Origin of the sequence: Streptomyces sp. LS1784 (genome assembly GCF_020103755.1) — a bacterium.
GTDB lineage: Bacteria > Actinomycetota > Actinomycetes > Streptomycetales > Streptomycetaceae > Kitasatospora.
In genome coordinates this window covers 1-13,559 of the sequence record NZ_JAHSQD010000194.1, presented here as the reverse complement: position 1 = coordinate 13,559, position 13,559 = coordinate 1, and the positions used below count along the sequence as shown (strand labels likewise).

At 73.4% G+C, this 13,559-nt stretch carries 12 protein-coding genes; 3 read left to right on the top strand and 9 right to left on the bottom strand.

All coding sequences use genetic code 11. The annotated features are described in order from the left end of the window. On the bottom strand, positions 1-393 hold a 393-nt coding region (locus KS423_RS22100; RefSeq protein ID WP_224281306.1), incomplete at its 3' end, for an iron chelate uptake ABC transporter family permease subunit. A gap of 90 nt (positions 394-483) precedes the next feature. Here KS423_RS22100 and KS423_RS22095 point away from each other — a divergent pair. Beyond that, positions 484-1,446, top strand: coding sequence for an ABC transporter substrate-binding protein (locus KS423_RS22095; RefSeq protein WP_224281305.1), 963 nt, complete (start codon positions 484-486; stop codon positions 1,444-1,446). Between the two features lie 133 nt (positions 1,447-1,579). Here KS423_RS22095 and KS423_RS22090 read toward each other — a convergent pair whose 3' ends face one another. Further along, positions 1,580-1,999, bottom strand: a complete 420-nt coding sequence (locus tag KS423_RS22090) for a MarR family winged helix-turn-helix transcriptional regulator (protein ID WP_224281304.1) — start codon at positions 1,997-1,999, stop codon at positions 1,580-1,582. A gap of 98 nt (positions 2,000-2,097) precedes the next feature. Between KS423_RS22090 and KS423_RS22085 the strand changes: the two genes are divergently transcribed. Next, entirely contained in the window at positions 2,098-2,919 is an 822-nt protein-coding gene (locus KS423_RS22085) for an SDR family oxidoreductase (RefSeq protein WP_224281303.1), read from the top strand. Between the two features lie 163 nt (positions 2,920-3,082). Here the strand turns inward: KS423_RS22085 and KS423_RS22080 are convergent, their stop codons facing one another. The 7 genes from KS423_RS22080 to KS423_RS22050 form a co-directional block, all read right to left on the bottom strand. After that, positions 3,083-3,535, bottom strand: coding sequence for a MarR family winged helix-turn-helix transcriptional regulator (locus KS423_RS22080; RefSeq protein WP_224281302.1), 453 nt, complete (start codon positions 3,533-3,535; stop codon positions 3,083-3,085). Further along, positions 3,535-4,998, bottom strand: a complete 1,464-nt coding sequence (locus KS423_RS22075; RefSeq protein ID WP_224281301.1) for an MFS transporter — start codon at positions 4,996-4,998, stop codon at positions 3,535-3,537. The genes KS423_RS22080 and KS423_RS22075 overlap by 1 nt, the downstream gene beginning before the upstream one ends. Before the next feature lie 151 nt (positions 4,999-5,149). Beyond that, the gene (locus tag KS423_RS22070) at positions 5,150-5,506 is read right to left on the bottom strand and encodes a zinc ribbon domain-containing protein YjdM (RefSeq protein ID WP_224281300.1); all 357 of its coding nucleotides are present in this window, start codon (positions 5,504-5,506) and stop codon (positions 5,150-5,152) included. Between the two features lie 53 nt (positions 5,507-5,559). Beyond that, on the bottom strand, positions 5,560-7,299 hold the full coding sequence (locus tag KS423_RS22065) for a SulP family inorganic anion transporter (protein ID WP_224281299.1): 1,740 nt from the start codon (positions 7,297-7,299) through the stop codon (positions 5,560-5,562). A gap of 285 nt (positions 7,300-7,584) precedes the next feature. After that, positions 7,585-8,625: an IPT/TIG domain-containing protein gene (locus KS423_RS22060; protein WP_224281298.1), complete on the bottom strand. Its 1,041-nt coding sequence runs from the start codon at positions 8,623-8,625 to the stop codon at positions 7,585-7,587. A 118-nt stretch (positions 8,626-8,743) separates the two neighbouring features. Then, on the bottom strand, positions 8,744-10,858 hold the full coding sequence (locus tag KS423_RS22055; protein ID WP_224281297.1) for an AAA family ATPase: 2,115 nt from the start codon (positions 10,856-10,858) through the stop codon (positions 8,744-8,746). Between the two features lie 116 nt (positions 10,859-10,974). Then, the gene (locus KS423_RS22050) at positions 10,975-12,594 is read right to left on the bottom strand and encodes an ADP-ribosyltransferase domain-containing protein (protein ID WP_224281296.1); all 1,620 of its coding nucleotides are present in this window, start codon (positions 12,592-12,594) and stop codon (positions 10,975-10,977) included. Positions 12,595-12,833: 239 nt separating this feature from the next. Here KS423_RS22050 and KS423_RS22045 point away from each other — a divergent pair, with 239 nt between their 5' ends. Next, positions 12,834-13,520 carry a macro domain-containing protein gene (locus KS423_RS22045; protein WP_224281295.1) on the top strand — a complete coding sequence of 229 codons (687 nt, stop codon included), beginning with the start codon at positions 12,834-12,836 and terminating at the stop codon, positions 13,518-13,520. Positions 13,521-13,559: the final 39 nt, after the last annotated feature.

Sequence of the window (13,559 nt, the reverse complement as noted above, 5' to 3'; positions counted from 1 at the left end):
CAGCAGGCAGCCGGCGGCGGCGCCCAGGACGGCGACGTACGGGCCGACACTGGCGGCACTGGCGCCGAGCACGATCGCGATCACGACGGCGAAGGACGCGCCGGTGCTGACGCCGAGCAGGCCGGGCTCGGCCAGCGGGTTGCGGGCGGCGGCCTGCAGCACGGTGCCGGCCACGCCGAGCGCCAGTCCGACCGCGAGGGCCACGGCGGTCCGCGGGACGCGCAGGTGGAACACGGTGAACCGGGAGTCGGAGTCCCCGTCACCGAGCAGCGTGGCGAGTGCCCGTGACGGTCCCACATCGCCCGCGCCGAGCAGCAGGCTCGCCAGCACGGCGGCCAGCAGTATCGCGCCGGCGGGCAGCAGTCCGCGCAGCAGGAGTGATCGGAATGTCACACCGGGCCTCCCCGTCAGGGCCTTACGTATGGTTAGGCTAACCTCAGAAAAACGGTTCGTCCGTAAACTACCATTGCTCGGAGAACACCCATGCTTGGCTCCCGCTTTACCAAGACCCTGCTCGGCGCGGCCGTCCTCGGCACCCTCTCCCTGGGCCTGACCGCGTGCGGCTCCTCGGGGTCCGGCAGCTCCGCGGGTGACTCCGGCTCCTCGTCCACCACCGCCGCGAAGGACGGCAGGCGCAGCATCGACACCGCCTTCGGCGCCGTGGAGGTCCCGGCCGAGGCCAAGCGGGTCGTCGCCCTCGGCGACACCTCGCTGGACACCGCCCTCTCGCTCGGCATCACCCCCGTGGGCACCAGCTCCAGCCGCGGCGGCACCACCGCCCCCGCCTACCTGAAGGCCGACGGCATCCCGCTGGTGGCCACGGTCAGGGAGCCCAACATCGAGGCCGTCCTGAAGGCCGCCCCCGATCTCATCCTGGCCTCCTCGGGCATCGAGAAGTCCCAGTACGAGAAGCTCGCGGCGGTGGCCCCGACCGTCGTCCCCAAGGCCGGCGACTGGCGCTCGGTGCTCGCCGTGTACGGTGACGCGCTCGGCCACAAGGACGACCTGACGGCCAAGCTGGACGCCCTGGACAAGCGCGCCGCCAAGGCCGGTGAGGGCAGGACCGGCAGCGCCGTGGTGATGCGCTGGATGCCCAACGGGCCGATCGTGATGAACACCACCAACATGCCCGGCGACCTGCTGAAGAAGGCCGGCGCCGGCACCATGCCGATCGCCGACGGCCTGGGCGCCCAGCCCCACTCGGACCCGCTGTCCCTGGAGAACCTCAACAAGGCCGACGCGGACCGGGTGTTCGTCGCCACCCTGAACGCCGAGGGCGAGAAGGCCCTGGAGACCGCCCGCAAGCAGGAGGCCTTCACCCGCCTCAAGGCCGTCGGCAGCAACCAGCTCATGGGCGTCGACGGCCAGGTGTGGAGCAGCAGCTCGGGCCCGATCGCGGCGGAGAAGGTCGTCGAGGACATCGAGAAGTCCTTCGGCGCGAAGTAGTCGCGCCCATCGCGAAATCCCCCCGTCGCAGCAATTCCGAAGGACCGTCACCGGAGTGGATTCGGTGACGGTCCTTCGGGCCGTTCCGGGGCATCAGGACTACCGGGCCCCCGCACAGCCGTCGGGGTGGCCGTCACGCCTCCAGGATCAGCTGCAGGAGTTCGCGCAGGGACTCGCGCTGGGAGGCACTGAGCCGGGCCAGGGGATCGCCGGCGAAGGGCATGCGGGCGCGCAGATCGGCAGCGACGTCGCGGCCGGCGGCAGTGGCGGCGACGTGCTTGACGCGGCGGTCGCCGGGATCGACGCTGCGCTCGACCAGGCCTCGGGACTCCAGGCGGTCGATGATCACGGTCACGTTGGACGGCTCCGCGTGCAGCCGCTCGGCGATGCGACGCGTCGGGACCGGGGCCTCGGCGGCGAGCAGCGCCTTGGCCTGTAGCGGGGTCAGGTCGTGGACCGCTGCGGCAGCCTCGGACTCCTGGCCGTAGCGGCGGTTGATGGCCGCGAAGAGTCCGACGATCTCCTTGGCGAGGTCATCCGATGGGTGGGGCATGACCACCAGGATATCCAGGTGCTTGACAAAGTGAAATATCGGGCCGCATAGTTATGGATCATATTGGTTATGATCCATAAGCATCTGAGGGCAGCGACATGAGCGACAAGACCGTCCTGATCACCGGCACCTCCTCCGGCATCGGCCTGGCCACCGCCGTCGCCGCCGCGCGCGGCGGCTGGCAGGTGATCGCCACCATGCGGAACACCGCGAAGGCCGGCGCGCTGCTGGCGGCGGCGGAGGGGGCCGGGGTCACCGTCGACGTCCGGACGCTGGACGTGACCGACCCGGCGTCCGTCGAGGCCTGCCTGGCCGGCCTCGACCGGCTGGACGCACTGGTCAACAACGCCGGTGCGGGCCACGTCGGCACCCTGGAGCAGGAGAGTGTGGACGACGTCCGCGCCGTCATGGAGGTCAACTTCTTCGGGGTCCTGCACGTCACGAAGGCCGCCCTGCCCCTGCTGCGAGCGAGCAAGGGCCGGGTGCTGACCGTCACCAGCGTCGGCGGTGTGGTCGGCCAGCCCTTCAACGAGGCGTACTGCGCCGCCAAGTTCGCGGTGGAAGGCTTCATGGAGTCCCTCGCACCGGTCGCGGCCACGGCCGGCGTGTCCGTCGGCGTCGTCGAACCGGGCGCGGTGGCGAGCGAGTTCGTCAGCAACGTGGGCCTCGCGGACGACGCACCGGAACAGGCCGGGCCGTACGCGCCGGCCCTGTCCGCCTACCTGGACCGCACCCGTGGCGCCTTCGCCGGCGCGCAGGCGCCCCAGGACGTCGCCGCCCGGATCCTCGACCAGCTCACCGCCGAACGCCCCGCCTTCCGGCTGCTCACCTCCGACGCCGCCCGGGCCTTCGCCGGAACGAAGCTCAAGGACCTCGACGGCTCGGCCGTGCAGAGCCTGACCGCCGGCTGGGTCGCCTAGCGGTTCTGTCCCGTGAGGTCGGGGGCGCGGCAGGCGGGATTCGCAGGTCCGCAGGCTCCGCAGACGCGCCACGTGCGAAGGCCATGCAGCGTCCGGCGGCGGCCTCGACGATGAACGCGGCGGGGCCGGCCACCGACCGCCCGATCCCGTCGGGACGGGCGCCTCAGCCCAGGAGCTTCGCGACCACCCGGTCGAGCGCGCGGATGTCCTCCGGCGGCAGCGCGAGCAACGCGTCCGGCGGGGTGGTGAGGATCCCCGTGGCGAGCGCGGCCTTCGCCTCGCCCTCCTCGGTGAGGTGGACCAGCTTGGAGCGCCGGTCGGCCGGGTTGGTGATGCGTTCGGCGAGGCCGCGCCGCACCAGGTCGTCCACGATGACGCTGGTGTACGGCGGGTCGGCGCCCAGCCGCTCGGCCAGCTCCCGCAGGGTGATCGGGCCTGCGGCGAGCCGGCGCAGCGCCCTGACCCGGCTGAAGCTCATGCCGAGGGCTTCGGCGACGGTCTTGCGGCGGTCGTAGCGCTCCAGCACCAGCGCGTACATCCCCTGCCAGGCCCGGGCCGCCGTCGCGGCGTCCGTCCCGCTCCCCGCGGGGTGCCCGCCGGTGTCGAGGCGCTCCATCAGGCGTCCACCGTCTCCTTCGTCTCCGTGCTTTCCTCGGCCGCCTCCTCGGCGGCGAGCCGCTGCGCCGTGCGCTCGGCCGTCGCCCGGGCCCAGCGGCCGGAAGTGAGCGTACCGGTGACCAGCACGGCGGCACCGCAGCCGGCGATGATCCACCACGCCGTCCGTGCCGCCCCGGTGAAGGCCGCCGGGTCCGCCTGGGCCGCCCCGGCCATCAGGGCACCGGTCACCGCGACGCCCAGCGACTGGCCGACCTGCCGGCTGGTGGAGGCGACGGCTGCGGCCACCCCGGCCTGCGAGCGGGGCATTCCGGAGACGGCGGTGTTGGTGATGGGCGCGTTGACCAGACCGAAGCCGGTGCCGAAGAGCAGGAAGGCGAGGACCAGCAGACCGGTCGGCAGGTGCTCGGAGTAGCCGACCGCCTGGAGCACGGCGCTCGCGGTCAGCGCCGTCCCGGCCAGCAGCAGCGGCGTGCGCGGCCCGCGGGTGGCCACCATCCGGCCGGACAGCGGCGCGGTGAGCAGCGACATGACCGCCATCGGCAGCATGAACAGCCCGGCGTGCAGCGGGTCGAGCCCGCGGACGTCCTGGAGGTACAGGGAGCTGACGAACAGGAAGCCGCCGAGGCCGGCGAAGGCGGCGACCGCGATCACGGTGGCGCCCGAGAAGGGGGCGGAGCGGAAGAACCGCAGGTCGATCAGCGGGTCGGTGCGCCGGGGTTCGTACCACAGCAGGCCCAGCAGCGCGCCCAGCGCTGCCGCCGTGCAGCCGAGCGCCAGGGGCGAGGTCCAGCCGCGCTCCGGCGACTCGATGATCGCGTAGGTGAGGGCGGCGAGCAGCACGACGACCAGCAGTTGGCCGACCGGGTCCACCCGGCGGGTGCGGGCCGCCCGCGACTCCGGCACGTAGCGGCCGGTGAGGAAGAGCGCGGCCAGGCCGATCGGGACGTTGATCCAGAAGATCGCCCGCCAGCCGGCCGACTCCACCAGCGCGCCGCCGATGATCGGTCCGGCGGCCATGCTGATGCCCACCACGCCGCTCCAGACGCCGATCGCGCGGGCGCGCTGCCGGGAGTCCGTGAAGGTGTTGCTGATGATCGACATGGCGACAGGGTTCAGCATCGATCCGCCGACCGCCTGGAGCATCCGCGCGGCGATCAGCCAGCCGAGCCCTGGGGCCAGGCTGCACAGCAGGGAGGCCGCGGTGAAGACCACCAGCCCGATCCGGAACACCCGGCGGCGGCCGATCCGGTCGGCGGTCGAACCGGAGAGCATCAGCAGGCTCGCCAGCAGCAGGGTGTAGGCGTCGACCGTCCATTGCAGCCCGGACACCGAGGTGTCCAGGTCGCGCCGGACGGCGGGCAGGGCCACGTTCAGGATGGTGTTGTCGAGGCTGACGATCAGCAGGCTCATGCAACAGATGGCGAGCACGAGCCAGGGCCGCGGTCGGGCGGCATCGGGCATGACGAACGCTCCACGGTTACTTGTGTTGTTGTAATTATTGTGAGCATATAACTAACTCGACGGGCGACTCCACCCCCGGCCGGCCCCGGACGGCAGAACGGCCGCGCCCCGCCGATCTCCTCGGCGGGGCGCGGCCGTTCAGGCTCGCGGGTCAGGCCTTCTTGACCACGCTGGACTTGAGCTGCATGGCGCCGAAGCCCTCGATGCGGCAGTCGATGTCGTGCCCGTCGACGCCGTCCACCAAGCGGATGTTGCGCACCTTGGTGCCGGCCTTGATGCCCGAGACGCTGCCCTTGACCTTGAGCGCCTTGACCACCGTCACGGTGTCGCCGTCGCTCAGCACGTTGCCGACGGCGTCCTTGATCACGCGCTCGCCGGCCGGCGCGCCGGCCTGGTCCGCGCCACCGGGCACCCACTCGTGGGCGCACTCGGGGCAGACCATGAGGGCGTTCATCTCATACGTGTACTCGCTGGAGCACTGCGGGCACGGGGGAAGGTTGTCGCTCATGGGTTCAGGATATCCAGGGTGTTCGGAGGTGGTCTGCGGGACGAATGCGGAGGTCAGCGGGGGTTCCGGTCAACTGCCGGGCCGGTGGCCACGGCGGCCGTGACGTCGTGGCCGGCGGGGGCGTCCCGGTCGTGCAGGTGGGTACGGGCGTGGGCGATGGCCTCGGGGGTGGTGGCGAAGACGTGTCCGTCGGCGCGCAGCCGGTCGAGCACGCCGAGGGCGTCCAGTGGCCGGTGGTGCTCATCGCGGATGCCGGAGACGAGGACGAGGGTGCCGCGGCGCCGGAGTTCGGCGATGGCGTCGCCGAGAACGGTGGCGCCGCTGGCGTCGATCGCGCTGACCCGCGACATCCGCAGGATCGCGACCCTGACCTCGGCGGACTCGGTGAGTTCGAGCAGGAAGCGGTGGGCTGCGGCGAACAGCAGCGGCCCGTCGATCCGGTAGGCGACGATGTGCTCGGCGAGCAGCGCCTGCTCCTCCTCGTGGTGGTCGGCCCGGGGCAGGTCGGCGTGCAGCGGGACCTGCTCGATCCGGGTGGCCTTCGCGACGGCCGCGAGCGCCAGGACGCCGGAGACGAGCATGCCGACGACGACGGCGGTGACCAGGTCGAAGGCGAGGGTGGCGACGGCGGTCAGGGCCAGCACGGCGGCCTCGCCGCGCCCGGTGCGGGCCAGGGCCCGCAGCGAGCCGACCTGGACCATGCGGACGGCGGTGGCGATCAGGACCCCGGCCAGGGCGGCCAGCGGAATCCCCGCGACCAGCGGCGCGGCGGCGAAGACGATCACCGCGAGGACGGCGGCGTGCACCAGGGCGGCGAGCCGGGAGGCGGCACCGGAGCGCACGTTGACGGCGGTACGGGCGATCGCGCCGGTCGCCGCGACACCGCCGAACAGCGGGGCGGCCAGGTTGGCCAGGCCCTGGCCGAACAGTTCGCGGTCGCTGTCGTGGCGTTCGGACACGCTCATCGCGTCGGCGGCGGTGGCGGACATCAGTGACTCCAGCGCGGCCAGCGCGGCGACGGCGAACGCGGAGGGCAGCAGCGCGGGGACGGCGGAGAGGTCGAGGAAGCCCAGCGAGGGCGCCGGCAGGCCGGTGGGCAGGTGGCCGATGGTGGCGACGGGCAGGCCGGCCGCCTTGGCGGTGACGGTCGCGGCGACGACGGCGATCAACGAGAACGGCAGTGCGGGCCGCAGCCGTACGCCGACCAGCATCACGGCGGCGACGGCGAGCGCCACCCCGACGGAGGTCCAGTGCGGTGCGGCGGCGAAGTCGCGCACCGCCCGGGCCGCGACCACGGCCGGGTTGTCGCCCTCGGGCTTGCGCACGCCGAGCGCGCCGGGCACCTGCTGGAGGGCGATGACCCCGGCGATGCCGACGGTGAAGCCCTCCACCACGGGCACCGGCACGTACGCCATCCAGCGCCCGGCCCGGACCAGGGCGAGGGCCACCAGGACCACCCCGGCCAGCAGGCCGACGGTCAGCACGCCGCCGGTTCCGTAGCGGGCGACGATCGGGACGAGGACGACGGTCATGGCGCCGGTCGGCCCGGACACCTGGAGGTTGGAACCGCCGAAGACGGCGGCCAGCGCCCCGGCGACGACGGCGGTGGCCAGTCCGGCCTCGGCGCCCGCGCCGGAGGAGATGCCGAAGCCGAGGGCCAGCGGCAGCGCCACGATCGCCACCGTGAGGCCGGCGAGCAGGTCCTTGCGTGGGGAGCGGCCCATGGTGGCGAGGATCGCCCGGGTGGGCAGGACGGCCCGTACCCGTTCGCGCGCGACGGCGGCGGGACTCATGCCGCGCCCTCCCCCGACCGGCCGGCTGTCGGCCGTTGATTCGCCGATTGCCGCGGTCACGACCGCTCCTTCCTGCGTCCGCCGGTGGCGCCCGGACGCTCCTCGTACCAGCCCGACGGCACGCCAGCATGTATGAAATTGAAGAATTTTTCAAATCACTTGTTCTGCATGTGATGTATCCCGACAGTAGCGATCCCTGCGCTCGGCCGCGGACGGACGACCGGGCCCGGCTACGGTCACCGGCACGGCCGCCGCGGGTGCGGCCGGCCCCGGCGGCCAGGGGTGCTACGGCGCGTAGGTGAACGCCACCGGGCCGCTGGTGCCGCCCGCCGTGGTCACCGTGACGTCCACCGGGCCGGGCTGATCGGCCGCCGGGGCGGTGGCGGTGCACAGCTGCGGGCCGCAGGAGGCGCGGGTGGCGGGCCGCCCGCCGAAGGAGACCGTGCCGCCGGCCAGGTCCTCGCCGGTCACGATGACCGCGGTGCCGCCGCCGACCGGGCCCGAGGGGGTGTTCAGGCCGGAGACCGAGGGCGCCACCGGGGGCGGCGGCGGGGCGCCGGTGTAGTCGAACGCCGCCGGGGCCTCGACCGTCCCGCCCGGTCCGACCACCGTGACGGCGGCACTGCCCGAGCCGCCGGGCGTGGTCACCGTGCAGGCGGTGTCGGTGCAGGTGCCCGGCGCCGGGACGCCGCCGACCAGCACCATCGCACCGGCCAGGCTTTCGCCCGCGACGGTCACGGGGGTGCCGCCCGCTCCCGGGCCGGTGGTGGCGCCGACCTCGCCGATCCGCGGCTTCGGGGCGAACAGCGGTGGCAGCAGGCCGATGCCGAGCAGGTAGGTGGAGACGTGCCCGGTGGGGATCGTGTCGTTGGCGTTGGCCACCCTCGCGGTGATCGCGCCGGTGACCGGGCCGGTCCCCTCCGCGACGACCGGGATCTGCAGGAACTCCTCGGCCCCGGAGCGACGGTTGCCGCTCAGGACGGCCTCCAGGTGGCGGCCGTCGGGCGAGACGGTCTCGGTGAAGGTGTAGTCGTACGGCGTGGAGTGGAACATCGCGCCGCCGGTGGTGAGCCCCGGGGGCAGGTCGACGGTGAAGTGGGTCGGCCCGGTGAGGTCCTCGGTGCCGATCGACCTCCAGGACACCGAGACGACGCCGTGCCGGTTCTGCTCGGTGGGGTAGTTCCCGGCCTGGGTGAGGACCACCCGCTGGCGCATGAGGGTCGGACCCCCGGCGGGCGCGGTGGTCGCCCCCGCCGTCGTGGTGGCGGCGGTCAGGAACAGGGCTGCGGCGAGACCGGCTCCGGCCAGTCTGATGATCGTAGGCATACGGAAATCCTCGCGGGCACCCGGCAGTTCGGCGGCCGCTTTCCCGAATTGCCCGAACCGGCACCGCATTTGGCGCGATCCCGCACCCGCCCGCTGCCCGCCCTCCCCTGTCGCGCCGTCACCCGGCCAGCGGCGCGGGCAGCGGGCGGGAGTGCAGGACGTCCAGCCGCGAGACCGCCCTGGTCACCACCACGTACAGCCGGTGCAGGCCACGTGCCTCGGCCTCCACGATGGCGGCCGGCTCCAGCACCACCACGTGGTCGTACTCCAGCCCCTTCACCAGGGAGGCCGGCAGCACCGTCACCCGCGCCGTGGAACCGACCTGTTCGGCCGCCCCGGTCGGGATTCCCGCCGCGCGGAGCGCCTCGCCGGCCTCCGTCACCGCGCCGTCCGCCGCGATCACCGCGATCGAACCCTCGCGCTCCAGCGCGGCCCGCACCGCCGCCACCGCCGCTCCGCCCAGCCTGCCGCCGGCCACCTGCCGCACCGTCAGCTCACCGTCCTGTCGCAGCGACACGGCCGGCGGCACGTCCACGTCCAGCGCGCCCAGCAGGGTGTTGGCGAGTGCCATCACGGCGGCCGGGACGCGGAAGCCGGTGGTCAGCGGCACCACTGCGGCCTGCGGCTTGCCCAGGTGGGCGAGCTGCTCGGACCAGCTCCGGGCGGCCCACGGGGCGGTCGCCTGGGCGAGGTCGCCGAGGACGGTGAGGGAGCCGAAGGCGCTGCGGCGCGCGATCGCCCGGCACTGCATCGGGGAGAGGTCCTGGGCCTCGTCCACCACGACGTGGCCGAAGCCGGCCGGGCGCTCGACCAGGCCGGCCACCTCGTCCAGGAGCATCAGGTCGTGCTCGGACCACGGGGCGCTCCGCTCCGAGCGCGGCGGCCGGCGCCACAGGATCGCCGCCTGCTCCTCGGGGCCGAGCACGCCGTCGGCGGCCTCGGCCAGCACGGCCGGGTCGCTCAGCAGGGCGGCGACCACGGCCTCCGGGCGCAGATCGGGCCAGGCGGCCTCCAGGAAGGCCGCGACCGGCCTGCAGCGGCCGATCTTCCGTGACCAGGCACCGGACCTGACGCCGGACCGGCGCTCGGCCTGGTCCTGGACCATCGCCACCACCCGGGCACGGAGGCTCTCCCGGCCGATCGCGTACGGCGGCGCCTGCTCGCGCAGTTCGGCGACCGTCCGGTCGAGCCGCTCCGGCGACACCCGCCACCGGTAGGAGCCGTCCGGGACGACCAGTGGCTCCGAGCCCGCCGCCCGGATGCGGCCGTACAGTGCCCGGCGCAGCACCGTCGCCATCCGTGCGTCCTGTTTGACGGCGGCGGCCCGTTCGTCGTCCACCGAGGTGACCGGTCGGGTGGCGACCAGGTCCTCGACGGTGCTCTGGGTGACGTCGATCTCGCCGAGCGCGGGGAGCACCTCGGCGATGTAGCGCAGGAAGGTCCGGTTGGGGCCGATGACCAGCAGGCCGCTGCGCTGGATCCGCTGCGGGAAGCTGTAGAGCAGGTACGCGGCGCGGTGCAGCCCGACGGCGGTCTTGCCGCTGCCGGGCGCGCCCTGCACGCACACCGACTCGCTCAGCCCGCACCGCACCAGCGCGTCCTGTTCGGGCTGGATGGTGGCGACGATGTCCCGCATCGGGCCGGTGCGGGGCCGCTCCACCTCGGCGGCCAGGATGCCGCCCGCACCGCCCTCCCTGCTGCCCCCACCCCCCGCCGGACCGCGTCCGCCGGCCCCCGCGAACCCGTTGGACTCGCCGAGGGGCTCGTCCTCCAGCCCGGTCAGCTCCTCGGGTGCGCCCAGGCTCCACGGCGCCCAGCCGAACCGCCGGCGCCGCGCGAGCCCGAGCGGGGCGTGGGCGCTCGCCTGGTAGAACGCCCGGGAGACCGGGGCCCGCCAGTCGACCACCAGCGGCGCCACCGTCGGGTCCTCGGAGATCCGCCGTCGGCCCACGTAGTAGCGCTGCCGCCGGTGGTCGCCGGCCTCCGCGGTGTCGGCGAAGTCCAGGCGGCCGAAGAACGACGGGCTCTGCGGCAGCTCCCTCATCCGCTTGGCGCGGGTGCGCAGGTACCGGCCGAGTGCCTCCGCACTGGCGCCGTCGCCTGAGACGTCCTCCCCGGCGACGACCTGGTGGCTCGCGTCCTCGACCTGCCGGGCCGTCGCCGCCCGGCAGACCTCGACGTAGGCCCTCTCCCGCTCCAGTTCGCCGTCGAGGTTCCGGGTTTCCGAGGTCATCGTTCGCGTCCCTTCCTGCACCGCGTGCTCACCTGCTGCTCGGAGGCCAGCATAACTTAACTCAGTAAAATTACTGACTTAGTCGCCATTCCGAGGGCGGGTTCGGCCCGGGCACCTCAGGACACCAGGGGCGCCTCCTCCAGCTCGGTCAGCGTCACGGTGCACAGGCCGCCGCGCTCGGCCCGCACCTCCGTGACCTCCAACTGCGTGCCCGGCAGCAGGATGAACTCCTCCTCGCCGGTGAACGCCGAGAAGTTCTTGATGCCGGCGGCCCGCGCCGGACGCACCTCGAAGAGCGTCCGCTTGCCCCGGCTGCCGAGGAAGGACCGCGCCACCCCGAGCTCGGAGGTGCAGGAGGACACGCCCCACCACGTGACCGTCTTCCCGAGCGGGTACTGCCCCCGCAGGTCCAGCGACACCCCGCGCCACAGCGGCGCGGTACGGGCGGGCAGCCGCGACACCGCCGCGAACAGCAGCCGCAGGTACGGCAGGTACGGCACCAGCCGGCTGCGGTCCGGCGAGCGCAGCACCGCGTTGATCTCCCGGTAGAACGCGGACTCGCAGGTGTACAGGTAGAGCGCGGCGATCTCGTCGGCGGACAGGCCGGTGGCCACCTCGTCCGCCCGCCGCTTGCCGAAGTCGTGCGACAGCGACACGTGCCGGTCCAGGCCGCGCAGCAGCTCGGCGACCGGCGACACCGCCTCCCGGAAGCCCAGCAGCGGAGTGTCGAACACACCGGTGATGGCGGGCAGGACGAGGCCCTCGTCCTTCACCCCGGCGAGTCGGTCCAGGTAGAGCTGGTGCAGCTCCATGGTGGAGGCGATGAAGGCGCCCATCCGCTCGGCGGTCCCGTCCTGCGCCCCGCCGCCCTGCGCCGACGGCGCGTTCCACCCGGCGCTGGGCAGCCAGTCGACCTCGTCGGCGCCGAGCGAGGCGAGGGCGGCGTTCACCGTGGCGAAGTGTTCGCCGTCGCAGAAGATGTCACCCTGGGCCGCCGGGTTGGCGTGGTCGATGTGGCGGACCTCGACCTCGGGGTACTTCTCCTGCAGCCGCAGCACGACGTTCTTCAGGCTGCGCGCGTGCGCACCCCACCAGGCGAAGACGACGTAGCGGTCCTCCTCGGCGGCCTGCTGCTTGGCGCGGAGGATCTCCTCGACGATCCGCTCGGCGACCGGCCGCCAGAACCCGGTGTGCTGGTCCGGCCCCATCGCGCCGTCGCTGCTCGCGGTGAGCGCCGCGTTCAGCAGCAGCACGCCCTGGGTGAGCATCGCCTGGAACCACTCCGGCGGCTGGACCGTCTCCTGCTTCTTCAGCAGCGCCCGTATGTCCGCGATCGGCGTCTTCTTGGGGATGCCGTACTTCCACATCGCCGCGGCCTTGATCAGGCAGCGGATGCTGATCACCCGGCCGAACTGGCTGTCCTTCCAGTCGTGGAAGGTGTTGTCGAACATCGCGATGCCGGTGGCGCTCTCCGGCCTCGGGTACGGGTTCTGGCCGAAGACGACGACCTTCCACTTGTGCGGCGCGTGCGGCTTGAGCGCCTGGAAGGTCAGCTCGCGGACCGGGACGACCTCCGGGCTGCGGCCGGGGCCGATGAACGAGGCGGCGCCGGGCTGCGCCTCGATGACCGGCTTCAGCAGCGGCAGCCACGGCTCGCCGCCGCCCGTGAAGAGCTCCGCGAGGGCGAGCGGGTCGTTCGGGTCGGGCTGGGTGGCGGGGGTGTCGACAGCGCTCATGGTGGTGCGACTCCGGCTGGTCGGGACCGTACGAATGACAGACGAACGGCAGGTGATGGCCCGTCAGCTTCCCTGGCGGACACCACAGTCCTACCAGCGGGGTCCGACAGTCCGGCCCGCCCCGACCGGCCGCCGACCGGGGGTGGACGGGTTGTCGGACCCGGGCGCTAGCTTCGTCGGTGTCACCAAGGACCCGGATCGACCGGCCCGGCCGCACACCCGACCGACAGGAGCCCAGCATGACCACGGACCGCACCCCGTCGCCGCTCAAGGTGGTGCTGACCGACCTCAACGCGGCGGTCGTGGAGTCCTGGCGGGCGGCCTTCGCCGACGTCCCCGGGATCGAGATCCGGCACGCCTCCCTCCTCACCGCGAAGGTCGACGCCTGGGTCAGCCCCACCAACTCCCGCGGTCGGATGGACGGCGGGACGGACGCGGCGATCAAGCGTCACCTGGGCGCGGGCATCCAGCTGCGGGTCCAGAAGGCGATCCGCGAGCGGCACGCCGGCAGCCTCCCGGTCGGCAGCGCGGTCTGCGTGCCCTCCGGCGCCGTCAACCCCGTGTTCCTGATATCGGCCCCGACCATGCAGACCTCCTCACAGAACGTCAGCGAGACCTTGAACGTGGCGCTGGCCTGCGCCGCCGCCTTCCAGGCCGTCCACCACCAGAACCACCTGGTGCCGGGCTCCATCCGGTCCGTCGCCCTGGTCGGCATGGGCGCCGCCACGGGCAAGGTCCCGCCCCGGGTCTGCGCCAACCTGATGTGGTCCGGCTACACCCTCTTCAACGACCACCACTTCGAGGACGACGACGACCTGCGCGCCACCGTCCTCGCCCAGCTGGACGACCTCGAAAGGGCGCCCGCCACCCAGCGGGTGCGCATCACGCCGCCGGCGCGCCGGAGTTCGCCCACCCGGCGGGCGTGACCCCACCCCGGTCGGCCGGCCGCCACCCCCCGCCCGCCG

What these genes read in the sequence shown, in the direction of transcription:
- KS423_RS22095 (WP_224281305.1), top strand. Translation starts at nt 484, where the DNA reads ATGCTTGGCTCCCGCTTTACCAAGACCCTGCTCGGCGCGGCCGTCCTC.
- KS423_RS22090 (WP_224281304.1), bottom strand. Translation starts at nt 1,999, where the DNA reads ATGCCCCACCCATCGGATGACCTCGCCAAGGAGATCGTCGGACTCTTC.
- KS423_RS22085 (WP_224281303.1), top strand. Translation starts at nt 2,098, where the DNA reads ATGAGCGACAAGACCGTCCTGATCACCGGCACCTCCTCCGGCATCGGC.
- KS423_RS22080 (WP_224281302.1), bottom strand. Translation starts at nt 3,535, where the DNA reads ATGGAGCGCCTCGACACCGGCGGGCACCCCGCGGGGAGCGGGACGGAC.
- KS423_RS22075 (WP_224281301.1), bottom strand. Translation starts at nt 4,998, where the DNA reads ATGCCCGATGCCGCCCGACCGCGGCCCTGGCTCGTGCTCGCCATCTGT.
- KS423_RS22070 (WP_224281300.1), bottom strand. Translation starts at nt 5,506, where the DNA reads ATGAGCGACAACCTTCCCCCGTGCCCGCAGTGCTCCAGCGAGTACACG.
- KS423_RS22065 (WP_224281299.1), bottom strand. Translation starts at nt 7,299, where the DNA reads ATGAGTCCCGCCGCCGTCGCGCGCGAACGGGTACGGGCCGTCCTGCCC.
- KS423_RS22060 (WP_224281298.1), bottom strand. Translation starts at nt 8,625, where the DNA reads ATGCCTACGATCATCAGACTGGCCGGAGCCGGTCTCGCCGCAGCCCTG.
- KS423_RS22055 (WP_224281297.1), bottom strand. Translation starts at nt 10,858, where the DNA reads ATGACCTCGGAAACCCGGAACCTCGACGGCGAACTGGAGCGGGAGAGG.
- KS423_RS22050 (WP_224281296.1), bottom strand. Translation starts at nt 12,594, where the DNA reads ATGAGCGCTGTCGACACCCCCGCCACCCAGCCCGACCCGAACGACCCG.
- KS423_RS22045 (WP_224281295.1), top strand. Translation starts at nt 12,834, where the DNA reads ATGACCACGGACCGCACCCCGTCGCCGCTCAAGGTGGTGCTGACCGAC.